At 42.3% G+C, this 24,534-nt stretch carries 25 protein-coding genes, 1 tRNA gene and 2 pseudogenes; 19 read left to right on the forward strand and 9 right to left on the reverse strand.

Going from position 1 to position 24,534, the window contains the following annotated elements; all coding sequences use genetic code 11:
• The first annotated feature begins 6 nt into the window (after window positions 1–6).
• From DYE66_RS06410 to DYE66_RS06425, 4 genes are all read left to right on the forward strand, one after another.
• Window positions 7–1,248, forward strand: a complete 1,242-nt coding sequence (locus DYE66_RS06410; protein WP_019782834.1) for an ABC transporter permease — start codon at window positions 7–9, stop codon at window positions 1,246–1,248.
• A 478-nt stretch (window positions 1,249–1,726) separates the two neighbouring features.
• On the forward strand, window positions 1,727–2,947 hold the full coding sequence (locus tag DYE66_RS06415) for a PTS sugar transporter subunit IIC (RefSeq protein WP_002997796.1): 1,221 nt from the start codon (window positions 1,727–1,729) through the stop codon (window positions 2,945–2,947).
• Window positions 2,931–3,776 (forward strand): alpha/beta hydrolase, encoded by an 846-nt coding sequence (locus tag DYE66_RS06420; RefSeq protein WP_002998075.1) that lies wholly within the window; start codon window positions 2,931–2,933, stop codon window positions 3,774–3,776. Before DYE66_RS06415 ends, DYE66_RS06420 begins: the two co-directional genes overlap by 17 nt.
• Before the next feature lie 64 nt (window positions 3,777–3,840).
• Entirely contained in the window at window positions 3,841–4,653 is an 813-nt protein-coding gene (locus DYE66_RS06425; protein WP_002998034.1) for an SDR family NAD(P)-dependent oxidoreductase, read from the forward strand.
• Window positions 4,654–4,998: 345 nt separating this feature from the next.
• Here DYE66_RS06425 and DYE66_RS06430 read toward each other — a convergent pair whose 3' ends face one another.
• Entirely contained in the window at window positions 4,999–5,346 is a 348-nt protein-coding gene (locus tag DYE66_RS06430) for a nuclear transport factor 2 family protein (RefSeq protein ID WP_002997807.1), read from the reverse strand.
• 98 nt (window positions 5,347–5,444) lie between these two features.
• On the opposite strand from DYE66_RS06430, the gene DYE66_RS06435 reads away from it, so the two are divergent.
• The 7 genes from DYE66_RS06435 to DYE66_RS06465 all read left to right on the forward strand — a co-directional run bounded on the left by DYE66_RS06435 (window position 5,445) and on the right by DYE66_RS06465 (window position 9,574).
• Window positions 5,445–5,756, forward strand: coding sequence for an ArsR/SmtB family transcription factor (locus DYE66_RS06435; RefSeq protein WP_115325044.1), 312 nt, complete (start codon window positions 5,445–5,447; stop codon window positions 5,754–5,756).
• 161 nt (window positions 5,757–5,917) lie between these two features.
• Complete coding sequence (rpsP, locus tag DYE66_RS06440) at window positions 5,918–6,190, forward strand: 30S ribosomal protein S16 (protein WP_002998116.1); 273 nt, start codon at window positions 5,918–5,920, stop codon at window positions 6,188–6,190.
• 11 nt (window positions 6,191–6,201) lie between these two features.
• Window positions 6,202–6,441 carry a KH domain-containing protein gene (locus DYE66_RS06445; RefSeq protein ID WP_002997867.1) on the forward strand — a complete coding sequence of 80 codons (240 nt, stop codon included), beginning with the start codon at window positions 6,202–6,204 and terminating at the stop codon, window positions 6,439–6,441.
• A gap of 588 nt (window positions 6,442–7,029) precedes the next feature.
• Window positions 7,030–7,674, forward strand: a complete 645-nt coding sequence (locus DYE66_RS06450) for a GyrI-like domain-containing protein (RefSeq protein WP_002998373.1) — start codon at window positions 7,030–7,032, stop codon at window positions 7,672–7,674.
• Window positions 7,671–8,204, forward strand: coding sequence for a PadR family transcriptional regulator (locus tag DYE66_RS06455; protein WP_002998167.1), 534 nt, complete (start codon window positions 7,671–7,673; stop codon window positions 8,202–8,204). Before DYE66_RS06450 ends, DYE66_RS06455 begins: the two co-directional genes overlap by 4 nt.
• 31 nt (window positions 8,205–8,235) lie before the next feature.
• Complete coding sequence (locus tag DYE66_RS06460; RefSeq protein ID WP_002960705.1) at window positions 8,236–9,213, forward strand: BtrH N-terminal domain-containing protein; 978 nt, start codon at window positions 8,236–8,238, stop codon at window positions 9,211–9,213.
• Window positions 9,214–9,502: 289 nt separating this feature from the next.
• A tRNA-Gln gene (locus tag DYE66_RS06465) sits at window positions 9,503–9,574 on the forward strand.
• Between the two features lie 480 nt (window positions 9,575–10,054).
• Here DYE66_RS06465 and DYE66_RS06475 read toward each other — a convergent pair.
• The gene (locus tag DYE66_RS06475; RefSeq protein WP_002963266.1) at window positions 10,055–10,258 is read right to left on the reverse strand and encodes a CsbD family protein; all 204 of its coding nucleotides are present in this window, start codon (window positions 10,256–10,258) and stop codon (window positions 10,055–10,057) included.
• Window positions 10,259–10,310: 52 nt separating this feature from the next.
• Window positions 10,311–10,794: pseudogene (locus DYE66_RS06480) on the reverse strand (DUF3290 family protein).
• A gap of 554 nt (window positions 10,795–11,348) precedes the next feature.
• On the opposite strand from DYE66_RS06480, the gene rimM reads away from it, so the two are divergent.
• From rimM to radC, 8 genes are all read left to right on the forward strand, one after another.
• A complete protein-coding gene (gene rimM, locus DYE66_RS06490) occupies window positions 11,349–11,870 on the forward strand; it encodes a ribosome maturation factor RimM (protein ID WP_002997794.1) in 522 nt (173 codons plus the stop codon).
• Complete coding sequence (gene trmD / locus DYE66_RS06495) at window positions 11,860–12,600, forward strand: tRNA (guanosine(37)-N1)-methyltransferase TrmD (RefSeq protein ID WP_002998142.1); 741 nt, start codon at window positions 11,860–11,862, stop codon at window positions 12,598–12,600. Before rimM ends, trmD begins: the two co-directional genes overlap by 11 nt.
• Entirely contained in the window at window positions 12,593–13,591 is a 999-nt protein-coding gene (locus tag DYE66_RS06500; RefSeq protein WP_002997933.1) for an NAD(P)/FAD-dependent oxidoreductase, read from the forward strand. Before trmD ends, DYE66_RS06500 begins: the two co-directional genes overlap by 8 nt.
• Window positions 13,592–14,039: 448 nt before the next feature.
• On the forward strand, window positions 14,040–14,735 hold the full coding sequence (locus tag DYE66_RS06505; RefSeq protein WP_002998489.1) for a GNAT family N-acetyltransferase: 696 nt from the start codon (window positions 14,040–14,042) through the stop codon (window positions 14,733–14,735).
• 302 nt (window positions 14,736–15,037) lie between these two features.
• Window positions 15,038–15,781, forward strand: a complete 744-nt coding sequence (locus DYE66_RS06510) for a DeoR/GlpR family DNA-binding transcription regulator (RefSeq protein ID WP_280523161.1) — start codon at window positions 15,038–15,040, stop codon at window positions 15,779–15,781.
• Window positions 15,778–16,689, forward strand: coding sequence for a 1-phosphofructokinase (gene pfkB, locus DYE66_RS06515; RefSeq protein ID WP_002998059.1), 912 nt, complete (start codon window positions 15,778–15,780; stop codon window positions 16,687–16,689). The genes DYE66_RS06510 and pfkB overlap by 4 nt, the downstream gene beginning before the upstream one ends.
• Window positions 16,686–18,665, forward strand: coding sequence for a PTS fructose transporter subunit IIABC (locus DYE66_RS06520; protein WP_002997889.1), 1,980 nt, complete (start codon window positions 16,686–16,688; stop codon window positions 18,663–18,665). The genes pfkB and DYE66_RS06520 overlap by 4 nt, the downstream gene beginning before the upstream one ends.
• An 89-nt stretch (window positions 18,666–18,754) precedes the next feature.
• Window positions 18,755–19,450, forward strand: coding sequence for a RadC family protein (radC, locus tag DYE66_RS06525; RefSeq protein ID WP_002998465.1), 696 nt, complete (start codon window positions 18,755–18,757; stop codon window positions 19,448–19,450).
• Between the two features lie 91 nt (window positions 19,451–19,541).
• Here the strand turns inward: radC and DYE66_RS06530 are convergent.
• The 6 genes and pseudogenes from DYE66_RS06530 to DYE66_RS06555 form a co-directional block, all read right to left on the reverse strand.
• Window positions 19,542–20,233: pseudogene (locus DYE66_RS06530) on the reverse strand (gamma-glutamyl-gamma-aminobutyrate hydrolase family protein).
• Window positions 20,234–20,490: 257 nt separating this feature from the next.
• Window positions 20,491–21,129: a redox-sensing transcriptional repressor Rex gene (locus tag DYE66_RS06535; RefSeq protein WP_002998061.1), complete on the reverse strand. Its 639-nt coding sequence runs from the start codon at window positions 21,127–21,129 to the stop codon at window positions 20,491–20,493.
• 125 nt (window positions 21,130–21,254) lie between these two features.
• Window positions 21,255–21,602 (reverse strand): DUF1831 domain-containing protein, encoded by a 348-nt coding sequence (locus DYE66_RS06540; RefSeq protein ID WP_002997914.1) that lies wholly within the window; start codon window positions 21,600–21,602, stop codon window positions 21,255–21,257.
• A gap of 4 nt (window positions 21,603–21,606) precedes the next feature.
• Complete coding sequence (locus tag DYE66_RS06545; RefSeq protein ID WP_002998204.1) at window positions 21,607–22,728, reverse strand: cysteine desulfurase family protein; 1,122 nt, start codon at window positions 22,726–22,728, stop codon at window positions 21,607–21,609.
• Window position 22,729: 1 nt separating this feature from the next.
• Window positions 22,730–23,695 carry a ribose-phosphate diphosphokinase gene (locus DYE66_RS06550; RefSeq protein WP_115325191.1) on the reverse strand — a complete coding sequence of 322 codons (966 nt, stop codon included), beginning with the start codon at window positions 23,693–23,695 and terminating at the stop codon, window positions 22,730–22,732.
• A gap of 178 nt (window positions 23,696–23,873) precedes the next feature.
• Window positions 23,874–24,446 carry a CYTH domain-containing protein gene (locus tag DYE66_RS06555; protein WP_002998297.1) on the reverse strand — a complete coding sequence of 191 codons (573 nt, stop codon included), beginning with the start codon at window positions 24,444–24,446 and terminating at the stop codon, window positions 23,874–23,876.
• Window positions 24,447–24,534 lie beyond the last annotated feature (88 nt).

Genomic DNA, 24,534 nt, shown 5'->3' on the forward strand with positions numbered 1-24,534 from the left:
GTTATGATGCAAAATTGGAAATTCGCCCTAGGTTCAATCATGGGGCACAAGATGCGGTCCTTTCTGACTATGTTAGGGGTCATCATCGGAGTAGCATCGGTGTCTTTTGTCTTGGCTTTGGGGAATGGCTTTAAGGTCAAGATGGCTGATACTATCAGTAAGGCCCAACATGATGTTCAAGTCTATTATGTCTCATCATCTGGTAGTACAGAAGATGAGAATGAAGCTTTGGCTAGTGGTCAAATGCCTAAAGGTGCCCCTAAAGTTCAAGAGGCTTGGTTAGAGACCATCGTTAAGAACGTTGATGGAATTTCTGGCTATTATATTACTAATACGACAACCGCAAATGTTGCTTCGACCAAGAAAAAAGTTAAACAGGTTACTCTAACGGGAGTTAGTCAAAGCTATTTTAAAGTTCGCAGTCTTAAAATTCTAGCTGGTCGCCGTTTGGAAGAATCGGACTATACCCAGCTATCCCGTTATACCATGATTGATAGAAAATTGGCGGATAAGCTTTTTTCAAGCTATGATGAGGCTCTCAATCAAATCGTTGAGATAGGTGGCAAACAGTTCCGAGTTGTTGGTGTTTATAAAGATCCCAACGAGGCTGATACCTCATACAGTATGGCGTCAGGAAATGCTATTTTTACAAATAGTATGTTGGCTTCTGAATTTAATTTGGATGAAATCAGTGCTATTTACGTCCATGTCCCTGATGTTGATAAGTCATTAGATTCGGGAAGGGCAGCAGCAAAAGAGCTGACCAAACTGTCTGGGGCAAGTAGTGGAAAATTTAAGACTTACGATTTAACAGAAGCGATTGCCCAATATAAAGCGCAAGTTTCTGGTATTTCTCTCTTTATTGGTCTGATCGGAGCAACAACTCTGATTGTTGGTGGTATCGGTGTTATGAATATTATGCTGGTATCAGTTACAGAGCGCACCAGAGAAATTGGCTTGCGGAAGGCATTGGGAGCGACTCGTTCAAATATCCTGATGCAATTTTTGATTGAGTCAGTCCTCCTAACTCTAATAGGGGGTGCGATTGGATTGTTGTTGGCTAGAGGAATTGTTGGTCTCTTAGCTAAGTCAGAGGGACTTTTGGCGCAGTTAGGAAGGCCAAGTATTTCCTTCGGTACCATCTTAATTAGTCTATTCTTCTCGGTCCTTGTTGGTATTGTCTTTGGTATTCTGCCGGCAAATAAGGCCAGTAAGCTGGATCCGATTGAAGCTCTGCGTTATGAATAACCGAATGTTTTATAAAAATAATATTGAAACGATCTCTGTGAGGTCGTTTTCTTTTTTACTCTGCACCTAGCAATAGTATCTCATCATTAATCCTGCCGATACTGAAAGTGTATAGGAAATGGTATTTTCAAATATAAGATTTATAAGTTACTTCATTTTTAAAAGCTTACTTCCCACTATCTATTGACAAGGATTTCATGTCCCTTCTGTGGTAACTATCAAAAAGTTAACTTTTGATTTTAATGGAGTATCAATAAAACAAGGGCTATTTGCGATGAAGCAACTTTAATTTTTCTAAGATTATTCTTTTTCAAACACTGCTAGGAAGAAATGGATTGATAGATTATCAGCCGTTTTTGTAATGACTTTCTGATAAACCGTTTTTATAGTTGGCTATCATTTTATCTTTTCTTCTCCTACCTCATAAATGTTATAATGGTCTTACGATTCAACAACTTATTCAGTAAAAGGCAGTTTCATGAAGCATTCTTATTTCAAGTATTTCTTAAAATTTCGATACCAGCTTTATCAGAGTTTTAGCGATGTCTTCCCATTTGCGATGATTTACGCTTGGTTGGCCATCTGTTATAATCTTCTAATTTCAGAAAATTCCTTTCTGGCAGAAACCAGCCAGTGGGACTTTTACTTGCAGGGCTGGTGGCTGTTTATTTCCCAAAGCCTTTCTAATGTCTTGCGATTTTTGACCTACTTCATGTCAGCCTTTTTTGTGGCTAGTTTTATTAAGCGTGACTTGGAGCATTCAAAGGCAGACTCCTACCTTCCCAGTCTTCTAGGCTTTTTAGCCGTCTGGCTGACAGTATCAAAGTCTGCTCAAGGGGCTGATGGTACTCCCCTTAGCCAACCTTCCTGGCTGCTGTTGATTTTTATAAGCTTAGCTATTATCTTGGTTGTTCGTTTATGGCGATGGCAGTCTCAAGCTTTAGCATATTCAGGCTTAGGAATCATTTTGATTTCCATTTATCTTATTTCTAATTTTCTCAAACATTTTCCGAGCTTTAAACCGGAGTATCTTCTGCAAATGAGTTTTTCAGATTGGATGGGGAACGGTCCCAGTCATTTGTGGCAAGTGCTCCTTTGGTCTTTGTTAGCCATTTTTCTTCTCATTTTTGGTTTTGTTATTCCAAACGTTCTTCTTCATCCATACACAGAACTGACAGTAGTAGGGGATAATTTAAATGCAGCTCTCAACCAAAGTATTGATAAAATTCCTCATTTATTCACACTTTATACAGTTAAGGACAGCTTTGCCATGTTTGGAGGTGTTGGGCTTATTTTAGCCTTAGCTATCGCTGTCTTCATTGAGAGTCGGCGACGGTCGTATTCCCCCTATAGACGCTTGGCTCTTTGGACGATGATTCCAATTATCTTCGACCAAAATCTTCCTTTCCTATTGGGTCTCCCGGTCATTTTGCAGCCAATTCTTTTGCTGCCAATGGTTGTGACTACCCTTATTGCAGAAGGATTGGGAGCTCTTTGCCTACAGCTGGGTTGGTTAGACCCTTCCGTCTACACGGTTCCCAACGGGACACCTAGTCTCTTATTTGGCTTTCTGGCATCCAACGGTGACTGGCGTTATCTCTTAGTGACCCTGGTAATTTTGGTCCTATCTGTTCTGATTTATTTGCCATTTGTAAAAATTGCCCTGTCTAAGGAGGTTGCCCATGAAAAAACGCATTAAGTGGCTCTACTTGATTCTCGTAGGACTAGTTTTAATCGTCATGACCTTCCTTGGAAAGTCTTATATTAATCAGATGACAGCCCACAAGGCAAAAATTTATAATTCACAAATGATCCCAACTATTTTGGTACCTGGTTCAGATGCTACTCAGGAGCGCTTTAATGATTTGATAGCAGATTTAAATAGTCGAGAAAAAAACCATAGCGTTCTCAAACTAACGGTCCATAAGGATGATAGTATCAGCTATTCTGGTAAGGTTAATAACAAGGATCGCCAACCGTTTATTGTGATTGCCTTTGAAAATAACCAGGATGGTTATGCTAATATCAAGAAGCAAGCGGAGTGGCTTGATATGACCATGACAACCCTGCAGGAAAAGTACAAGTTTAAACGTTTTAATGCTATTGGTCACTCCAACGGTGGTCTCAACTGGACTATCTTTTTGGAAAAATATTATGATGCAGATGATTTTGATATGCAAAATCTGCTGACGATTGGGACACCCTACAATTTTGAGGAAACCAATATGTCTAACAAAACTCAGATGCTAAAAGATTTAATGGCTGCTAAGGATAAAATTCCGGCAAGCTTGAGTGTCTACAATCTCGCTGGGACAGAGTCTTATGACGGTGACAAAATAGTTCCTTTTGCCAGTGTTGAGACTGGTAAATATATCTTCCAAAAGACGGCCAAGCACTATACGCAGGTAACGGTATCGGGCGACGAGGCTGGTCATTCGGATTTGCCAAGTAACCCGGAAGTTATTCAGTATATTGCAGAAAAGATTCTTACCAACCGTCAGGATAAGACTGTGAAGGTTAGAAATTAATGCCAGTAGCTAGCTACTTGTAGAGCAGATGACTTATTCAGAGCTATAAGAATGGAGGGTTCTTATGCGAAAGTACAACAGACAACCAAAAACGATTATTGTGACAGGCGGAAGTTCTGGCATCGGGTTAGAATTGGCAAAACTACTTGCTGGAGAAGCAGCAGAGATTGTCCTCCTTGCTCGGAATCAGGTCAAGCTTTCCCAAGCTAAGACTGCCCTGGAGGCCCTAAATCCTAGCCTTGAAGTCTTCACTATCAGTGCTGATTTATCAACTGTTGAGGGAATTTTCCAGGCTGTTAAGCAAGTTGAAGCGTTACATCTTAATATTGATAGCTTGGTAAATAATGTCGGCTATGGAGTCAGCGGCTTGGCTGATAGTTTAGATCTAGATACTGTTGAGAAGGCTACAGTTGCTAATGCTTTGGCTCCGACTCTGCTCACTCAGGCTTTCTTACCTGCCATCGTTCGTAATCAGGGGAATATCCTCTTTATGGGAGCAGGGGCTGCCACTCATCCTATGCCTAGTCTGGTCCACTATTCTGCTAGTAAAAACCTCATCCATGGTTTGGTCAGGGGCCTTCGCATTGATTTAAAGGGCACCGGAGTACATGTTACTGAGATTCAGCCTGGTCCTGTTGCTACGAATTTTGGGACCAGCAGTGGTGGTTCTGGCTCTTCCCAGGATTTTGCAGACAATAATCCTCTGAAAAAGGTTGAAATCACGCCCCAACAATGTGCGAAAGAATCTCTTGCTGCCTTGCGAGCTAATAAATTGCTTCATTATCCTGGCAGAGGCTATCGCTTCCTCATACGCCTTACCAAGCTGGTGCCTTCTCCGCTTATGGAAAAGTTATTACAAAGATTTATCCAACGCTAATTGTGTTAATCAGCCTATCGCCTTTTTCAGTGTAAAGACTGGAAGAAATATCGAGGGTCATACACCCTGTCTAGTTTGTACTGAGAGGCCAAGCAGGCTGCTTCAATCTTCTTAACAATCCTGAGGTCTTTCAATATATTGTTGAAATGATTTTGGCTGTGGGACAATAAAAGTTTAACAAGCTTTTATATTGATTATTTCTCAATCGCTAGCTTGGGCTTTGATACGACAACCGCTCTGGCTGCCCTTGATACTTGATTTGCCAATTATAAATATAAAAAGAACGGTTGATTTCTGTCGACCGTTCTCTTTATATAGGGCGTATGAATTTAGTTAAATCTGCTATTAATTTGCAACAATTTTAAGATGACTGATCTTACTATCCTTGATGGTTGCAAAATCTTTGCCAGTCAGGGTAAAATAGTCATTAGCGGAGCGTTGTGATACAACTCCCCAATCCACTCTAAACTCGTTTTCAGAGATTTGACTGGTATGCCAAAGGTGTTTGCAAACAGGATTTCGACTGAAAAAATCGTTGAAAAAATTGATGATGGCCTCCTTCCCATGGACGGCTTTCCCATTATGTGGTTCTATGGTAGCTTGCTCATCAAAGAGTGTGCAGAGTTCGTCAAACTTTTCTCTATCTTGTCCAGCTTGGTCAGATAGGATAAAATAGCGATCCAATATGGTCATTGTAACAACCTCCTTTACATTGTTTGATAATCATTGAACAATTAAATGATAACATAATAATAAAATTTTTCAAGAAAGGACTGAATAAACTCAAAATTATGCCCGATTTATTTCATCCAGAAGCCCAAGAAATATCCTTATCACAAGTTTTATATGCCCTAAGCGATCCCATTCGTTTGCAAATCTTTTCTAAATTATTCCATTTAGGGGAAGAAGTGAGTTGTAGTTATTTTAATAACTTAGCCAAAAAGAGTAACTTATCGCATCATTATAAAGTTCTGCGTGAAGCTGGTGTCATCTATGTAAGAATTGAAGGAAGACATCGTTATCTCTCTTTAAGACAGAGCGACATTAATCAGCGTTTTCCCAAATTATTTCAGACGATTATTAAGAGTTGTTCTCAAGATTAGAGTTTTCGTTTTTGCTTGAACAGGAGATAGGAAAGGAAAAATTTCAACAACCCTGTCAAGATTTTTTCTTGACAGAGCTTTGATGTTCTGCTATACTAGCTAAGTAAAGTCGTAGGAAGCCTATGGCTAAGCAAGAATTACTATAGAAAAGAGACTTAAACATGTCAGTAAAAATTCGTTTGACTCGTATGGGTTCTAAGAAGAAGCCTTTCTACCGTATCAATGTTGCCGATTCACGTGCACCGCGTGATGGTCGTTTCATCGAAACTGTTGGAACTTACAATCCCTTGGTTACTGAAAACCAAGTGACTTTGAAGGAAGACCGCATTCTTGACTGGATGTCTAAAGGGGCTCAACCTTCTGATACTGTTCGTAACATCCTTTCACGCCAAGGAATTATGAAGAAATTCCACGATTCTAAATACTCAAAATAAGAGCTTAACTTATGGATACCATTGAAAATCTCATTATCGCTATCATCAAACCTTTGATTTCAAAGCCAGATAGCTTCAGCATCAAAATTGAGGATGGTTCTGAATTTATGGAGTACCATTTGGACCTAGATCCTCAGGATATTGGTCGGATTATCGGCAAAAAAGGTCGAACCATCACAGCGATAAGGTCGATTGTCTATTCGGTACCCGTTGAGACCAAAAAAGTTAGAATCATTATTGATGAAAAGTAAGAAAGTAGCGATTGTCCGCTGCTTTTTTTGCTTTTATGCCAAAAGACTGAATACTCAAGGAATATTAGGCAGAGTATACGAAATTTGAAGGTGGGAGGGGTATCATAATTGAATATAAATAATTTCACCTTGATTCAGAAAATCGACAGAGTGGTAAATCTTTAGAGGTCCTTCATCCTAAGTATGAAGAATCTGGTGCTTCCGATAAAAGGTGGAAAAAAGCAGAGCTCCCACAAGCAGATTTAAACACAAGTGTTTACGAAATTGAAGGCTACACCTGTGTAGTGCTGTCGGATTTGGCATGTCTAAGTAATATGCCCTCTTGAATCGAACAAGCGGTGTGAGAACAAATAGGTGCTTAATCTGGTTTTTTATCTATGGTAATTGGAGGATGATTTTTCATCAAAGAAGTCGGGTAGATTAATAAATCTTAGGTTAGCAAAAATTAAAATAGTGTAAGAGCAGTAGACTTCACGGTTTGCTGTTTTTGCTTGACAAATTATATTCTAGTGATAGAATATAAATAGATGATATTCTAATGCTAGAATATACAAATCAAAAAAGATATTCCAAAAGGAGGAAAATGTCATGGCATTTGATTTCAAAAAAGAGTTGAAGGAGTTGTATCCGACAAAGACTAATCCGACGATTGTCAAGGTCCCTAAAATGAACTTTTTGGCAGTTCGAGGACAGGGTGACCCTAATGAAGAAGGAGGTGAATATAAGCAAGCTATAAGTTTACTTTATCCGCTGGCCTATACCATTAAAATGAGCAAAAAGACAGACTACAAGATGGAAGGATATTTTGATTTTGTCGTCCCACCACTTGAAGGCTTTTGGTGGCAAGAGGGAATCACAGGTGCTGACTACAATCGTAAGAGTGATTTTCATTTTATCGCCATTCTTCGCTTGCCTGATTTTGTTAGCGAGGAAGATTTTGACTGGGCAGTTAAACAAACGACTATCAAAAAGAAATTGGATTTTTCCAAGGTTGAATATTTCACTTATGACGAAGGTCTGTGTGTTCAATGTCTGCATATCGGTCCCTACAATGACGAGCCTGCAACAGTTGAACGCATGCATGCTTACATGGAGGAAGAGGGATATCAACTGGATATTACCGATGAACGTATGCACCATGAAATCTATATTGGTGATGTCCGTAAAGTGGCGCCAGATAAGCTAAAAACAATTATTCGTCATCCCATCAAAAAAGTAGGAAGTAAAAAATGAGCATTAAGACATCTTTAACAGAAGAGTTGATTCTAGGACTATTGGCAGAGCAGCCTAGACATGGTTATCAAATTGAAAAGCTAATTGAAGACAGGGGGATGAGGCGGTGGACCGAGGTTGGTTTCTCTTCGATATACTATGTCCTTGATAAACTGGAGAAAAAAGAGCTTGCTAAAAGTGCACCAGCAAAAGGAAAGGAGAAAAAAGAGTATGCCATTACAGACTTGGGACTAACAGTTTTGACAGAAAAAACCAAACAGCGTTTGCTAGAGCGCCAACCAGCCAATTCACATTTCATGACGGCCTTGGCTAATAGTCAAAATATGTCACCAAAGGATTTGTTACAAGCTTTCAAGATACGTAAGAAAGTTTTAGAAGAGGACTTGCAGGTCTTGAAATTACAAGAAGCAAGGGAGGGTTTTGCACCGCGCTCTGCCCAGCAATTATTCAGCTTAGGCATGACCATGCTCCAAGCAGAGTTGGGCTGGTTAGAGGAGGAAATTGATATTTTGCAATCAAGGGAAGGATAGAAGCATTATACATCATCAAAGGAGATAGCGGATGAAATTGGATGTAAAACCTTTTATCGGACAACATTGTGAAACGACTGCTACAGGAACCCTTTTGAATCAACTTGGTATCTTTTTAAGTGAACCGCTCTTGTTCGGCCTGGGAGAAGGGCTAAGCTTTGTTTTTTGGAAGATGAAATCTTCGAATATGCCATTTATAGGTGGGAGAATTAAACCCGATCGTCTGACGCAAAACATCACGAAAAATCTTGGATTAAAACTTGATGTTAAGGAAACCTCTTCTAAAGTTAAAGCTTGGGAATCTGTAAAAAGCTTGCTGGATAGTGGTAAAGCAGTCGGTCTGAAATTAGATTGTTATCATTTGGATTATTTCACTAATCCTATTCACTTTGCAGGCCATTATGTTGCTATCATTGGTTACGAAAATCAGGATGCTTTTTTAGTAGACACGGATCAGCAAGGTTGCCAAGTCAGCACATCGCTTGAAAGTTTGGCGCTGGCAAGAAGCGAGAAAGGTCCTATGTCCTCTAAGAATTTATTTTACACTATTGAAAAAGAAAAGGACTTGATATCTTTAGAGATGGCTGTGGTAAAAGCGATACGGAATAACGCAGTAGACTATTTAAGTCCGTCAATCAAGAATATGCAATATAGAGGTATTGAAAAAGTAAGTGAGGAGGTCATCAAGTGGTTTGATGGTTCACAGACCACTGCAGAAGATTTTGGAAAAACTGCAATCTTAATGGAGAGAGCAGGTACTGGTGGTGCTATCTTTAGAAATCTCTATTGTGATTTTCTAAATGAGGCCTATGTTATCACAAAGAATGGAGTTATTAGGGATGCTTACCAATTATTTGTTGAGATCGCGAATGGTTGGACACAAGTTATTGAATTATTCCAAAAAGTTGCTGATACAAAAGATAGACGATTTATATTAGCCGCATCAGAAATAATGAAGAACCTTTCAGGAAAAGAAAAAGAGGCAATGACATTACTTATGGAAATCTAAAGAATCTGTAAGGGGAAAACAATCAATATGTTTACGTCGTAATTATACATTGATTGTTTTTCGCTTTTTGTGGTGTTTATCCAATGTTCGGTTGACGAGAGTTACTCTGTTTACTGATGGTTGAGCTTTAAGCTAAACTGGCGAACGTTTTCTATTTCTTTTTTAGGTGGAAAAAATTGAATAATTGATCTGACTTCGTTAAGGCAATAGATTAAGGAGGTGTGATAAGAATTTTTTACTCTAATCATCTTGACAAGCACCCTATTTTTCAGTAGAATATTAGCTGTATTGGGGTATAGCCAAGCGGTAAGGCAAGGGACTTTGACTCCCTCATGCGTTGGTTCGAATCCAGCTACCCCAGTTTTTTTATTTGCACTTCTATGCTAGGCCGGTGTGGCGGAATTGGCAGACGCGCTGGACTCAAAATCCAGTAGTTTTGTGATAAAATGTAATTGTTCCATATGATTCTTTCTAATGAGTTGTTTTGTCACTTTTCATTATAGATCTTATGGGACTTTTTTTCTACAACAAAATAGGCTCCATAATATCCATAGGGGATTTACCCACTACAAATATTTTAGAGCCCATAAAAGAAACTCTCCTTTCTCGAAAGAGAAGGGAGATATTTTATGTTGGAGAAAAAAGTCGAGGGGATAAATATTTCTTCTATATCTTCTATCCAACCCACATCAATCTCTTATACATATTAGTTAGAATAACTACCAAGTCTATATCAAGTATCTCAAAGGGGTGCTTTTCTGATGTTTGAACGAGCAAAAAAACACCCTAATTCCAATGCTTTTCTAAGCATGTGGAATAAGAGTGCTTATTGTACAGGAAATTATTCTCCGTCTTTTTTAAAGATGTTTTTAACACCAGATACTGCACCTTCGACAGCTTCTTCAGCATCTCCGGCAACTTCTTTAGCTTTTGAAGCTACTTTTTCTGCAGCACCTTCTGCTTGAGTTTTTGTATCGCCAGTTAGTTTACCAAAACCTTCTTTAACAGAACCTTTAGCTTGGTTGAATTTTTCTTCGATTGACATGGGGTTACCTCCATTAATTTTTTGTATTATCTAAACTAAATCAGATATTGATTTAAGTATACACCCTTTTATACTGAAAAGCAAAAAACTGATACGAAATGAACTGAACGTCTGATTTATACAGTTCCATTTTTTCTAATAAATAGCTATCTTGGTCAGTCCCGTTAATAGCACGATAAAAATTATCGCCAACCTTAATGATAGCTCCATCAGTTGTAGCTGAAGTATTGACATAAACATCTTTTTTATCAACACCTAACTCTTTTGATACAATCTCGATGAAGTGTAAGTAACTACGAAATTGATTATCATTGGATTGACTAGTTTGGAAATTCGTAATACTAATCAATACAAAAGCAATTAAAGTCAAAATAGAAATAATCGATAATTCACGGAACTTGCTTCCTTTTTTATCTTTGAAAGCTTTAAATGCAAAAAAAAATAGTCACAATTACTAAGAGCGTTGACACAATAATCATAGCCCAATTCTGCTGACTGATCTGACTGAGAACATAGTCGTATGAATAGAATTTCATAAGAACCTCCACCTTTTTAAATTCAATCTGTTATAAATTAATCTTTAAGCAATTGCAGATGAGAGTTTATCAGTGACTTTCTTGCAAATTTATTCGAGGATGCACTTGGCTGACTTAGCATTAGGAATCCTAACGCTATCCTTAGCCGGTTTAAGTATAGAATTACCGATTCAGTTAATGGGTTATGCCTCTGGGTTTTTCCAGATTGTTTTTACCTATTACAGTAGACCCATAAAGGCTAAAAGCTATATTTTTTCAGTCTCCATTTGGACTATCTGGATAATTCCCTTCTACTTGAATATTTACTAAGGATGCACAGTTTCTAGTTATTGTAGAGGGCTCTTGATTTCAGTTAGTTGATAATTGCTTTTGATGTTGAGAATTCTTGATTGTTAGTCCGACACCTCTGTCTTTAAAGGGGGGGATTTTATTAGACACCCTAAAATTTTATTTTTTTTAGTCGATTCAGTTGCTTACTTGGCAATTTGCTCCTTTACTTTCCTGGCTGGGGAGTGGTAAAATACTAGGGAATGATTAAAGAATAAGGACGATTTATGAATTATTATAAGGTTGGCACTATTGTCAATACCCAAGGCCTGCAAGGGGAAATGCGGGTTCTCTCGGTCAGCGATTTTGCGGACGAACGCTTTAAAAGGGGGAGTAGCCTAGCTCTCTTTGATGATAAGGATAGGTTTGTGCAGGAGGTGACCATTGCCAGTCACCGCAAGCATAAGAATTTCGATGTCATCAAGTTCAAGGACATGTACCATATCAATGCTATTGAGAAATTCAAGGGCCATGTCCTCAAGGTGGCCGAGGAAAATTTGACGGACCTGTCCGATGGTGAGTTTTACTACCACCAAATTATTGGCCTACCTGTCTATGAAAATAATCAGCAATTGGGCACCATCAAGGAGATCCTCCAACCTGGGGCCAATGATGTCTGGGTGGTTAAGCGAAAGGGCAAGCGCGACTTGCTCCTGCCCTACATTCCCCCGGTGGTCAAGAAGGTAGATGTGACCAATCAGCGGGTAGAAGTGGAGCTCTTAGAAGGACTGGATGACGATGAAGATTGACATTCTAACCCTCTTTCCAGAAATGTTTGCTCCCCTGGAGCATTCCATCGTTGGCAAGGCCCAGGAAAAGGGGCTCTTGGAAATTAATTACCACAACTTCCGCGAGAATGCTGAGAAATCCCGCCATGTGGACGATGAACCCTATGGCGGAGGTCAGGGTATGCTTTTGCGGGCCCAGCCCATTTTTGACACCATGGCAAAAATTGAGGCCAAGAAGCCTCGGGTCTTGCTCTTGGATCCTGCTGGTCGCAAATTTGACCAGGCCTATGCTGAGGATCTGGCCCAAGAAGAGCAACTAATTTTTATCTGTGGCCACTACGAAGGTTATGATGAGCGGATTAAGACCCTAGTAACTGATGAGGTATCCTTGGGAGACTTTGTCCTAACGGGTGGGGAGCTGGCCGCTATGACCATTGTCGATGCGACCGTTCGGCTCATTCCAGAGGTCTTAGGCAAGGAGTCCAGCCATCAGGATGATAGTTTTTCATCGGGTCTGCTGGAGTATCCCCAATACACGAGACCCTATGATTTTCGTGGCATGACGGTTCCCGATGTCCTTATGAGTGGCCACCACGAGAATATTCGTCGCTGGCGCTTAGAGCAGAGTCTACGCAAGACCTGGCAGCGTCGACCTGATTTGCTGGAAAACTATTCATTGAGCCCGGAAGAGGCAGAGCTTTTAGAAGCTATAAAGGCTGAAACAAGAGAAAAGGAAGAAAGAAATGACTGAAGAAAAGATTACTGATATTACCATTATTGGCGGGGGACCTGTTGGTCTCTTTGCTGCCTTTTATGCTGGGTTGAGGGGTATGTCTGTCAAGATTATTGAAAGCCTGTCTGAGTTAGGTGGCCAACCAGCCGTCCTTTATCCGGAGAAGATTATCTATGATATCCCTGCCTATCCCAAGACCAATGGGGTTGAGCTGACTGAGAATCTCTTGGGTCAGTTGGATCGCTTCAAGGATAGCACCGAGATTTGTCTGAAAGAGGAAGTCCTATCTTTTGAAAAAAAGGATGGTATTTTTACGATTGAGACTAACAAGGGGCAACATCTGTCGCGGGCTATCATCATTGCCTGTGGCAATGGGGCCTTTGCTCCAAGAACCCTTGGACTGGAAGGCGAAGAAGGCTATGCTGATAACAATCTCTTTTACAATGTCCATAAGTTAGACCAATTTGCGGGTAAAAAGGTGGTTATCTGTGGTGGTGGCGATTCAGCTGTGGATTGGGCTTTGCATCTGGAATCCCTTGCTGAGAGTGTGACCATCGTTCACCGCCGGGATGCCTTTCGGGCTCAAGAGCACAGCGTCGAGCTTTTGCAAGGCTCTTCTGTCAAGATTATGACGCCTTTTGTTCCCTTAGAGCTCCATGGTGATGGCAAAAACTTGACTGCTCTCTCCATCCAAAAGGTTAAGGCAGAAGAAGTGGTAGAACTTGACCTGGATGCCATGATTGTCAGCTTTGGTTTTTCGACCAATAATAAGAATCTGCGCAACTGGGGCATTGACTACAAGCGGACCAATATCGCTGTCTCCCCAGTCTTTCAGACCAGTCAAGAGGGTGTCTATGCTATCGGGGATGCTGCTGACTATGATGGCAAGGTCGACCTGATTGCCACAGGTTTCGGGGAAGCGCCAACGGCCATCAATCACGCTATCAGCTACATCTATCCCGACCGAGACAATCGGGCGGTCCACTCAACATCCTTAATCAAGGAGTAGATGAAAATGTTTTGAGGTTGGGACGAAATGTCTCAGCTTTGTTTATTTATGCAGTATCAAACGTTTGACGCAGTGGTTGATTTGTGATGAGTGACTTGACACTTTAGTGGTTAGTCATTCACATGCCAGTGAAACGGCGGTAAGGTCCTTATCCCTTGCAGGCAGGGATAGGTCCAAGGGCCTGGGAGACCCTTGGAGAAAATAAAATCAACTTTGCGGAGGCGGGAAAGCGAGGATAGTCTGGGGATAGACTAGACTTCCCGCGACAGGTCCCTTACAAACTCGATGATAGTTTGAAAGGGAAACTAAGTAAGAGAGCCTAGTAGTTCGCAAAATGGCGACTACTGTAGGGACTTTCTTAAACCTTAAAATTAAGGAGTGAGGTAAATCAATTTGACGAAATACTGATTCCTGTCCCATTCTCTATTTTTTACTAGGAGGTGCTTTTATGCCAGTTAATGAATACGGCCAAATCATTGGTCAAGCTGCAGATGACAGTCTGGGATCACGCCCTGAGATTTCTTCTTTAGAGGGGACTAGTTGTAGCGTTGAAAAGCTGGACTATGAGCGAGATTTTACGGACCTCTATGAGTTCTTTGGGCCAGATGCTAATTTGCCTGATTGGACCTATTTACCTATTTCTGGAGGGATGACTAGGGAGGCTTTCGCCCAACTCTTGTCGGACTGGTCTCAATCAGCAGACCCCTACTTCTTGGTCGTACGCGATAAGAGCAGTCAAAAAGCTGTGGGAATTTTTTCTCTCATGCGCCTCAATCGGCAAGCCCGCTCCGTTGAGATGGGCTGGGTCATCTATTCGCCTCAACTGCAAAGGAGTCGCCTTGCAACCGAAGCCCAATACCTGGTCATGAAATATGTTTTTGAGGACTTGGGCTATCGTCGCTATGAATGGAAATGTGACCATCTCAACGAGCGCTCCCGTAAGGCAGCCCAAAGGTTGGGCTTCACTTTTGAAGGAACCTGGCGCCAAGCTACTATCTATAAAGGAAGAAGTCGAGATACGGATTGGCTCTCTATTATAGATTCCGAGTGGCCTGCCAATAAGCTTGCCCTAGAAGCCTGGTTAGACCCAGCTAACTTCACCTCAGACGGTCAGCAGCTTAAATCCCTAAGTGACTTTCGCTAGGGCTGCAGTAGCAAAGGTCGGCTGCAGTAGCGACGGCCGAAGCTATAGTCAATCAGTTAGTGAGAAATTAGAGACTGGATCGACTTCCCCTAACCGTTTGATGTTCGTTTAAACAAGACCTGTCCAATATCATGTAGAATCTTGCTAAATTCTCAGGAAAAGTCCTAGTTTTGGACATTAACTGGAACTTACTTTGAGAATTTGGGCATGTAGAGTCTTGATAGATTTTGGAAGAAAATGCTTGACATTGGCAGGAATAGTTTTATAATGAAAATGTAAACGATTGCAAAGGAGGTGTTGGTATTCTAAAGTCAGAGCGAAAACGGCTGATTATGGACCAGCTAAGTCAAGCTGATTTTGTGACCTTGGACCATTTGGTATCTATACTGAAATCCTCTGAATCAACGGTTCGTCGGGATTTGGATGAACTTGAAGCTGAGCATAAACTTCACCGCATCCATGGTGGTGCCGAGAAACTGCACAGTCTTCAAGAAGAGCTCAGTGTCCAGCAGAAAGCTATCAAAAACGTTCAAGAAAAGAAGTTAATTGCGCATGCCGCTAAGGAGCGGATTTGCCAAGGTGATGTTATCTTTATCGAAGCGGGAACGACCAATGAACTTCTAGTTGATTGCTTGAATCGCATTGATATTACCGTGGTGACCAATTCCATTCATCACGCTATTAAGTTGTCTGAGAAGGGAATTCCCACAGTTATGATTGGGGGGAATGTTAAGATTTCAACAGATGCCAATGTTGGTCCTATTGCGCTCCAGCAACTTAATCAGCTCAATTTTGATCGTGCTTTCTTAGGAGCAAATGGTGCAGATTGTGATAATCTGACAACGCCCGATATCTATGAAGGAGCGATTAAGGAGATGGTTATTGCCAACAGTAAGGAAACTTTTGTCTTGGCTGATAGCAGCAAGTTAGGAAAAATTTATTTTGCTAAGTTTGCCAAAGTTGAGGAAGTGACCTTGATTATCAACCGTTCCTCTAACGCCATTGTCAACACAATAAAAGAAAAAACGAAGGTGATTGAAGTATGATTTATACAGTAACCCTTAACCCTTCCATCGACTTTATTGTTCGTTTGGACAAGGTTGTTGTCGGTAGCGTCAACCGCATGACCAGCGATGATAAGTTTGCAGGCGGTAAGGGCATCAATGTTAGTCGGATTTTGCAACGTCTGGGCGTAGAAAATACTGCGACCGGCTTTCTAGGTGGTTTCACCGGCAAGTTTGTTGAAGATGGTCTCAAGGCTGAAAACATCAGAACAAAATTTGTTAAGGTCGATCAGGATACTCGCATTAATGTCAAAATCAAGGCAGATGATGAGACAGAAATCAATGGTGCGGGACCTGAAATCAGTCCGGAGCAGTTAGCTGATTTAGAGGCTATCCTTACAGGTCTGTCAGCTGATGATACAGTGGTCTTTGCCGGTTCTGCCCCTAGCAGTCTGGGCAACCAGATCTATAATCGTTTGATTCCTGCTGCTAGGCAAGCAGGAGCTCAGGTAGTCTGCGACTTTGAGGGGCAAACTCTCTTGGACTCCCTCAATTATCAGCCGCTCCTCGTTAAACCTAACAACCATGAGTTGGAAGTCATCTTTGATGTTAAGCTCAATGGTTTAGCAGATGTTGAAAAGTATGCTAGAGAGATTCTAGCCAAAGGTGCCCAAAATGTTATCATCTCTATGGCTGGTGACGGGGCTCTGCTGGTAACGCCAGAAGCTGCTTACTTTGCTAAACCAATCAAAGGTCAGGTTAAGAACTCGGTTGGAGCGGGTGATTCGATGGTCGCTGGTTTTACCGGTGAATTTGTCAAGTCTGCTGATCCAATTGAGGCTCTCAAGTGGGGTGTGGCCTGCGGGACCTCAACGGCCTTCTCAGATGACCTAGCCGACATCGATTTTATTAAAGAAACCTATCAAAAAGTAGAGGTAGAAAAACTATGAAAATTCAAGACGTCTTGCGAAAAGAAGTCATGATCATGGATTTGCAAGCAACCACCAAGGAAGCTGCCATTGATGAAATGATTTCTTCCTTGGTTGATAAGGGCATTGTCACCGATTTCGATACCTTTAAAACAGGTATTATGAATCGGGAAGCGCAAACTTCAACCGGTTTGGGTGATGGAATAGCTATGCCCCACAGTAAGAATGCTGCTGTTAAAGAGGCAACCGTCCTCTTTGCTAAATCAGCCAAGGGAGTTGATTATGAAGCCTTGGACGGTCAGCCAACTGACCTTTTCTTCATGATTGCAGCACCAGACGGCGCTAACAACACTCATTTGGCTGCCTTGGCGGAGTTATCTAAGTATCTGATGAAGGATGGCTTTGCCGATAAATTACGGCAGGTAAGCAGTCCAGACGAGGTCATTGCGACCTTTGATGCAGCAGAAGAGGAAAACAAGGCTGAGGCAGCTAGCAAGGCAGCTCCAGTAACTGATGATGACAAACCATCGGTAGTCGCCGTTACCGCTTGTACAACTGGTATCGCCCACACCTACATGGCTGAAGAAGCCCTGATTAAACAAGGGCAAGAAATGGGAGTCAATGTTCGGGTTGAAACCAACGGTGCCTCAGGTGTCGGAACTCCATTGACTGCTGATGAAATCAAGCGAGCTAAGGGTGTTATCGTAGCAGCCGATAAGGCAGTTGAAATGCCTCGTTTTGATGGCAAGCCTTTGATTTCTCGGCCAGTTGCCGAAGGTATTAAAAAGCCAGAAGAATTGATTAATACCATTCTTGATGGCAAGGCAGAAATCTATCATGCCGCAGCAGGAGAAGCAAGCTCAACTACAAGTGACGCTGGTGAAAAGACCGGCCTAGGGGCAGCCTTCTACAAGCATCTGATGAGTGGGGTTTCACAAATGCTGCCATTCGTTATCGGTGGTGGTATCATGATTGCCCTAGCCTTCCTGATTGATAACATGATGGGCGTGCCTAAGGATCAACTCAGTAATCTGGGTGTCTACCACCAGGCAGCCGCTATCTTTAAACAAATCGGGAATGCTGCCTTTGGTTTCATGCTTCCAGTTCTGGCGGGTTACATTGCCTATTCTATTGCTGAAAAGCCAGGTCTAGCCTCAGGTTTTGCAGCCGGCTTCATTGCTTCTAATGGTTATGCCATCAACACCGTTGCTTATTTCTCCGGTAGCAAGGCTGCTCAAAATCCGACCCTGATTCCTTCAGGTTTCCTCGGAGCCTTAGTTGGTGGTTTCCTAGCTGGTGGCGTTGCCCTCTTGCTCAAGAAATATATTAAGGTTCCTCGCTCCTTAGAGGGTATCAAGTCTATCTTGCTTTTGCCTCTTTTAGGGGTTGGTATTACTGGCTTCCTCATGCTCCTGGTTAATATTCCAATGGGAGCCATCAATACTGGTCTTAATAACTTCCTTCAAGGGCTCTCTGGTAGCTCAGCTGTCTTACTTGGCTTAATTGTCGGTGCCATGATGGCCATTGATATGGGTGGACCTTTCAACAAGGCTGCCTACATCTTTGGTACAGGCACCCTGACCGAAGCAGGAGTCCTCGAACATGGTGGTTCAGTAGTTATGGCAGCAGTTATGGCTGCTGGTATGGTTCCGCCTTTGGCTGTATTTGTCGCTACTCGTCTCTTCCCTAATAAGTTCACCCAAGAAGAACGTGATTCAGGTTTGACAAATATCGTCATGGGACTGTCCTTCATTACTGAAGGGGCCATTCCTTTCGGCGCTGCCGACCCAGGTCGTGCCATCCCAAGTTTTATGTTGGGTTCAGCTATTACAGGTGCCCTAGTTGGCTGGGCTGGTATCAAGCTCATGGCCCCTCACGGAGGTATCTTCGTAGTAGCCTTGACCACTAATTGGTGGCTCTACCTTATCTTTGTTGCTATCGGAGCTATTATCTCAGGTATTGTCTTTGGGACTCTGCGTAAGGAACAAAAAGCTTAAGATTATATAGAACATTAAAAATCCTTTCAACTTAAAAAGTTGAAGGGATTTTTTGTCTTCTTTACGAATATACAGTTAGGAGGTAGAACATGTACAATGTAGAAATTCATGAAGAAGCCATGCGTCCTAGAGAACGTCTGGTCACTCTTGGTCCTGAAAACCTCAGTAATCAAGAGCTTTTAGCTATTCTTTTGCGGACAGGAACTAGGCAACATCACGTCTTGACCTTGGCCAATAATATTTTAGAAGAAGTGTCTAGTCTAGCTGATTTCCGTAGTTATTCGCTGGAAGAACTTCAGGCTATCCCAGGAATTGGTCAGGTTAAATCTATTGAAATCAAGGCAGCCTTAGAATTTGCCAAAAGGGTCAATCAGACCCTGCCAGAGAAATCGGACCGCATCATTTCTAGTGACCGCCTGGCCAAGAAAATGATGGCAGAACTAAGAGATAAGCGCCAGGAGCATCTGATTGCGCTCTATCTGGATACCCAGAACCGTCTCATCAAGCAACAGACAATCTTCATTGGTAGTGTCCAACGCTCGATTGCAGAACCGAGGGAAATCCTGCACTATGCCTGTCGTTTTATGGCAACCTCGGTTATTGTTGTCCACAATCATCCTTCGGGTCAACCAGACCCTAGCCGCTATGACATTGCCTTTACAGAAAAAATCAAGCGCTGTTGTGATGATTTGGGACTGGCTTTCTTGGATCATATCATCGTTGGTTCTGATAATTATTACAGTTTCCGAGAAGAGACCGATATTATCATTGAGCTTCCAATCTAAACTAAAAAACTAGACAGTTGGGTTCTGTCTAGCAGTGGTTACTTTTAGTAAAATTCCTCTTGGAAAGCTAGGTCTTGGGAGGGCTAGTCTTCTATAATTCATTGACAAAATAGTTGAAGAGTTCTTGGTCAGCCTGGCGGCTGCCAATCAGGTGCTCAGGATGCCATTGGACCCCAAAAAATGGATATCAGGGTGGTTGGAAGCAACCGCCTCAATAGTAGAGTCATTGGGGTCCTCAGCAATGACATCCAAAAAGGGCGATAGGTCCTTGATACTTTGGTGGTGGAAGGAGTTGATGGTGGTTTCAGAGCCATAAATCTCAGCCAACTTGGTGTTGTCCTTAAGCTTCATCTCGTGGTAGAGATAATCCGTAGGGGCATCTTGCCAATGGTTCTCAATAGCCTGATTGAGGTTGCCACCTAGAGCAACGTTCATCAATTGAGTTCCTCGGCAGACGGAAAAAATCGGCTTTTCTTCTCGAATAGCTTCATCAATGATGGAAAATTCAAAGACATCCCTTTGGTGGAGAAAATCATCATCAAGAGCCTGATTCTTTTCGTGATAGAATTGAGGGTCAACATTTTGACCGCCAATTAATAGGATTTTATCAACCATTTGCACGTAAGACTTAGCATCTTCGATTGAACCAATGGGAAGAAGCAGAGGAATGCCCCCTGCATTTTGAACAGCCTTGACAAAGCCCTTGGGTGCATAGCTGGTGATGATATTGTCACTATTGGGTCTTTCATTTGTTGTAATTCCAATAATAGGCTTTTTGGTCATTGAGGGAACCTCCTGAGGGCTTGAATTAATAGTCAATAAAAATCAAAAGTATCGAGGCTAGGAGCAGGGGTAGTAGGACAGTCCGGTAGCCGATAACTTAAAAATAAAATGGCATGAGGTGACGAAGGTTTTGATATCTGTCAAATTCCTCCAGTCTTACTCCCAAACGGCAATCTCTTTTGAAGAGTACTACTTATTGAGAAATCACCTGAAGTCTGTTCAGGTGATTGTTTGGTCTGTGCAGATAAGAAAAGGTCTTACTGGTCTTGATTCATAAAGTAGAGAAGGGTTTGCAGTTCGCTAGTCAGGTCGACATATTGAACGAAGACACCCTTGGGCAGGCTGAGATTGACGGGTGAAAAGCTCAAAATTCCCTTGATACCAGCCTCAACCAGAAGATTAGCAACTTCTTGAGCTTTGACACTAGGAACCGTTAAAATAGCTGTCTGACAATCACTCCCCTTGAGCCTTTCCTTAATGCTGGAAATGCCATAGATGGGAATGTTATCTTCCGTTTTTGTGTTGACCAAATCATTGTCATCTGTATCAAAGGCCATGACTATCTTCATCTTATTGCGCTCGTGGAAGCGATAGTGGAGCAAGGCCCTTCCCATGTTACCGCAACCAACAAGGACAACGCTGGTAATGGAGTGGTCGTTGAGAATGTCAGCAAAGAAGTTCATCAACTTTTTGACATCGTAGCCAAAGCCCCGTCGTCCAAGTTCACCAAAATAGGAAAAGTCCCGACGGACGGTTGCCGAGTCAATGCCAATAGCCTCAGCAATCTGCTTGGAGCTCGCCTTGGTAATTTCTTCGGCATTGAAACGTTTAAAGGTCCTATAGTATAGCGATAGTCGCTTGGCTGTCGCTTTAGGAATAGATTTATCAATAGTCACTTTAACTATCTCCAATCTTATGAAGTACGTCTAAGTTAATTGTAGAACAAGTTTGTGAAAACTGCAACAAATTTGCGATAAAAAAATCCTATAAGGGAATAGGATTTCGGTATCATGATAGAGGCTTAGTTCTCTATCTTGGTAAAGATATCTCGCTCAACCAGGCTATCCATCAGGAAATAGAATTTATCTTGAATGATTGAGAGCTTGTCGGACTTAAAGATATTGACCAGGCGTAGGCCGGATTGGTCGGTCACACTAAGCTTGAAGGCAGATAGGTCCTTCTTGATCGTAATTTTAAGAGGGAAGCCCTGGCCAGAATTTGGCACCTCTTCTAGAAGACGATTAAGCTCGTAGTGGCCCAGTTTATTGGACTCAAAAGTGGTATCAATCAGCGTATATCTTTTAATCTTGGGACTAATTGTGTAGGTGTATTTACAGTCGTCTAAGTGAATAGATTTTTCAAATGCCATAGTATTATCCTATAATTTCTTTCAATTTTTTTGCCAGTGCCAATAATTCCTCAGAGCTATTGAGCTCTGAGAGGCTGATGCGGATAGACTCCGTCAAACGTGGAGAGGACTCTCCATAGTAGGCTTGTAAGACGTGGCTGGGATCAACTGTTCCTGCCGTGCAGGCAGAACCAGTTGAAACAGCAAAGCCTGCTAAATCCAGCTGGGTTAGAAGCAGGCCGTTATTTTGGCCTAGGAAACCAATATTGATGACGTGGGGAAGCTGCTTATTTCCACCATTGAGATAGTAGTCCAAGCCTAGCTTGCTTAACTCTTCTAGGAAGACCTCTCGTAAGTGTTCCACCTTCTGATAGTTTTCCTCTTGCTTTTGGTCAGCTTCCCTGAGAGCTTGAGCCAGACCGGTAATTCCAAGCATATTTTCGGTGCTGGCTCGTCTTTTATCCTCTTGCTCACCACCGTGTAAAAGACTATCCATGTGGTGAGGTTTAGCGTAAAGGAAACCGACACCTTTGGGTCCATGAAACTTATGGGCAGAAGCAGAGAGAAAATCGACCCCTAATTCCTCAGGATGAACAGGGACTTTCCCCATAGCTTGAACAGCATCAACATGTAAGACAGCCTGGTGCTCAGCTAGAACTTGGGCAAAGTCAGAAACGGGCAGAAGGTCACCAGTTTCATTATTAGCCAACATGGTTGAGACCAGGATAGTATCTTCCCTTAGGGACTCTTTGAGGGCTTGGGCGGTGAACTGATGATTGTCGTCAGGTTGAAGATAGGTTACCTGAAAACCAAACCGCTTTTCCAAGTAAGCCATGACATGGAGAACCGAATGGTGCTCGATAGCCGTAGTAATCAGGTGCTTGCCCTTGGCTTGGTTGGCCAGGGCATAGCCCTGAATGGCCATGTTGTTGCTTTCGGTTGCTCCCGATGTGAAAATGATATTTCTTGCTTGGGTCTTTAAGATTTTGGCGATAGTAAGACGGTTATCCCGCAAGAGATGGCTTGCCTTGCGTCCATAGGCATGGATGCTGGAAGGATTGCCAAAATTGTCGGACATAACCGTCGTCATAGATTCGATAACACCTGGAGTCAAAGGAGTTGTCGCAGCATTATCAAGATAAATCATCTTATTCCTCGTTTTGAGACGTGTAGGTAAAGAGTGGACTAAGTGGTTTGTGGTTGTGGATACGGGTAATAGCGTTGCCGATTAGCTCGCTAGCGGTGATGTAGCTGACATTGCTGCTGACCTTTTCCTTAGTGGCAACAGAGTCTGTCACCAGAATTTCCTTGATAGGCGCTGCTTCAAGAATCTCAGTCGCTCCGCCAGCAAAGAGACCGTGGCTGGCTACTGCATAAATTTCTGAGGCACCATTGCGTTCAACAATTTTAGCCGCTTCAGCAAAGGTCTTACCGGTGTTAAGAATATCGTCAATCAAGATGGCTTTTTTACCAGCAACTTCACCGATAATATAACCTTCTTCGCGGTGGGAATCATCTTGAGCATAATCAATAATGGCAATAGGTGCATCCAGATATTCTGCTAGGCTACGGGCCCTTTTAATGCCTGAGTTCTTAGGACTGACGACCACAACATCGGTCCCTTTCAGCCCCATCTTAATATAGCGCTCAGCAAAGAGGGGAACCGTAAAGAGGTTATCAACGGGAATATCAAAGAAGCCTTGGACCTGAACAGCGTGCAAATCGAGGGTCAGGATGCGGTAGGCACCGGCCTTGACCAGCATATTGGCCACTAGCTTAGCAGTGATAGGCTCACGTTGTTGGGCAATGCGATCCTGACGGGCATAGCCGAAGTAGGGCAGGATAACATTGACAGAATTTGCCGAAGCCCGTTTGCAGGCATCAATCATAATCAAGAGTTCCCAAAGATTATCATTGACGGGAAAGCTGGTTGATTGAATGACATAAATATCAAAGCCACGGACACTTTCTTCAATGTTAATCATGATTTCGCCGTCAGAAAACTGCCGAGAAGACAATTTACTGAGCGGAATACCTGCAGCTTTTGAGATTTTTTCTGCGATAGCTGTATTAGAAGTCAGCGAAAATAATTTTGGGGTGCTAGTTTCTACCATGACGGTGTCAGTCTCCTTTGAATAAGCAACAAGCCCAGATGGGCTTCTAGTTAGTAGAGCTTCAAGGCCTTCTGGTCCCATTCTTTCTTTGTCCTGTGGCCTTGAAAATCTTGAAATTTTCCGTCTCTATTGTACCAAAAAAGGCTGATTTTTACAGCCCCTTATCGCTATTTGTTCATCACTCTTTCTGCTTGAGCGTGGAGCAGAAGCGAGCGACCTTACTTTTGGCATACTTAAGTTCAATGTCGTGCTCCACTAAGAAGGCCTCGAAGTCTGCCTTGCCCTTGATGGCATCCTCCACTTCAAGCTCCAGTTCGTAATCAATGCGTCCAGCATAGTTATTCTTGTCGAGGGCCATGAGGCCGATAGGGGTCTCTTTTTCCCGGCGGACGGTTGTTAAGTGCCCCAGATTTCTGAGCTGGTCGCAATCAACTCCCTGCTCATGGATGAGGGCCTTGATGGTACTATCAGGGAAGTGGCAGGACTCAATGATGCTTCTCGCCTCCTGACGGCTTAAGTCAATATTGTGCTCCAGGGTGCCGACCTCCCTTGGAATCTTCAAGGTTAATTCCGCCCCCTTGTCGAAGGTGCGAATTCTCAAGGACAGACGTTTTTTTCGCATGATGAAATCGTCGGTATCAAAGTAGTAATTGGTCTGGGTAACAGCGGGAACATGGGAGAAGAGCGCCTCCATGCGGTTAAATTCCGCCTTATTAAGCATGGATTTGTATTCGATTTCCAAATGATTCATCTTGATTTTCCTTTGCAAGACCTTTATGGTATAATTTTACTTAAACTAATTCTATAAAAATGTGGGCTAATTGACAAGGTTTGGCTGT

Origin of the sequence: Streptococcus downei MFe28, assembly GCF_900459175.1 — a bacterium.
GTDB classification, from domain to species: domain Bacteria; phylum Bacillota; class Bacilli; order Lactobacillales; family Streptococcaceae; genus Streptococcus; species Streptococcus downei.

Excerpts from the sequence above, each read along its gene's own strand:
- DYE66_RS06410 (WP_019782834.1), top strand. The coding sequence starts at position 7 with ATGCAAAATTGGAAATTCGCCCTAGGTTCAATCATGGGGCACAAGATG.
- DYE66_RS06415 (WP_002997796.1), top strand. The coding sequence starts at position 1,727 with ATGAAGCATTCTTATTTCAAGTATTTCTTAAAATTTCGATACCAGCTT.
- DYE66_RS06420 (WP_002998075.1), top strand. The coding sequence starts at position 2,931 with ATGAAAAAACGCATTAAGTGGCTCTACTTGATTCTCGTAGGACTAGTT.
- DYE66_RS06425 (WP_002998034.1), top strand. The coding sequence starts at position 3,841 with ATGCGAAAGTACAACAGACAACCAAAAACGATTATTGTGACAGGCGGA.
- DYE66_RS06430 (WP_002997807.1), bottom strand. The coding sequence starts at position 5,346 with ATGACCATATTGGATCGCTATTTTATCCTATCTGACCAAGCTGGACAA.
- DYE66_RS06435 (WP_115325044.1), top strand. The coding sequence starts at position 5,445 with ATGCCCGATTTATTTCATCCAGAAGCCCAAGAAATATCCTTATCACAA.
- rpsP (WP_002998116.1), top strand. The coding sequence starts at position 5,918 with ATGTCAGTAAAAATTCGTTTGACTCGTATGGGTTCTAAGAAGAAGCCT.
- DYE66_RS06445 (WP_002997867.1), top strand. The coding sequence starts at position 6,202 with ATGGATACCATTGAAAATCTCATTATCGCTATCATCAAACCTTTGATT.
- DYE66_RS06450 (WP_002998373.1), top strand. The coding sequence starts at position 7,030 with ATGGCATTTGATTTCAAAAAAGAGTTGAAGGAGTTGTATCCGACAAAG.
- DYE66_RS06455 (WP_002998167.1), top strand. The coding sequence starts at position 7,671 with ATGAGCATTAAGACATCTTTAACAGAAGAGTTGATTCTAGGACTATTG.
- DYE66_RS06460 (WP_002960705.1), top strand. The coding sequence starts at position 8,236 with ATGAAATTGGATGTAAAACCTTTTATCGGACAACATTGTGAAACGACT.
- DYE66_RS06475 (WP_002963266.1), bottom strand. The coding sequence starts at position 10,258 with ATGTCAATCGAAGAAAAATTCAACCAAGCTAAAGGTTCTGTTAAAGAA.
- rimM (WP_002997794.1), top strand. The coding sequence starts at position 11,349 with ATGAATTATTATAAGGTTGGCACTATTGTCAATACCCAAGGCCTGCAA.
- trmD (WP_002998142.1), top strand. The coding sequence starts at position 11,860 with ATGAAGATTGACATTCTAACCCTCTTTCCAGAAATGTTTGCTCCCCTG.
- DYE66_RS06500 (WP_002997933.1), top strand. The coding sequence starts at position 12,593 with ATGACTGAAGAAAAGATTACTGATATTACCATTATTGGCGGGGGACCT.
- DYE66_RS06505 (WP_002998489.1), top strand. The coding sequence starts at position 14,040 with ATGCCAGTTAATGAATACGGCCAAATCATTGGTCAAGCTGCAGATGAC.
- pfkB (WP_002998059.1), top strand. The coding sequence starts at position 15,778 with ATGATTTATACAGTAACCCTTAACCCTTCCATCGACTTTATTGTTCGT.
- DYE66_RS06520 (WP_002997889.1), top strand. The coding sequence starts at position 16,686 with ATGAAAATTCAAGACGTCTTGCGAAAAGAAGTCATGATCATGGATTTG.
- radC (WP_002998465.1), top strand. The coding sequence starts at position 18,755 with ATGTACAATGTAGAAATTCATGAAGAAGCCATGCGTCCTAGAGAACGT.
- DYE66_RS06540 (WP_002997914.1), bottom strand. The coding sequence starts at position 21,602 with ATGGCATTTGAAAAATCTATTCACTTAGACGACTGTAAATACACCTAC.
- DYE66_RS06545 (WP_002998204.1), bottom strand. The coding sequence starts at position 22,728 with ATGATTTATCTTGATAATGCTGCGACAACTCCTTTGACTCCAGGTGTT.
- DYE66_RS06550 (WP_115325191.1), bottom strand. The coding sequence starts at position 23,695 with ATGGTAGAAACTAGCACCCCAAAATTATTTTCGCTGACTTCTAATACA.
- DYE66_RS06555 (WP_002998297.1), bottom strand. The coding sequence starts at position 24,446 with ATGAATCATTTGGAAATCGAATACAAATCCATGCTTAATAAGGCGGAA.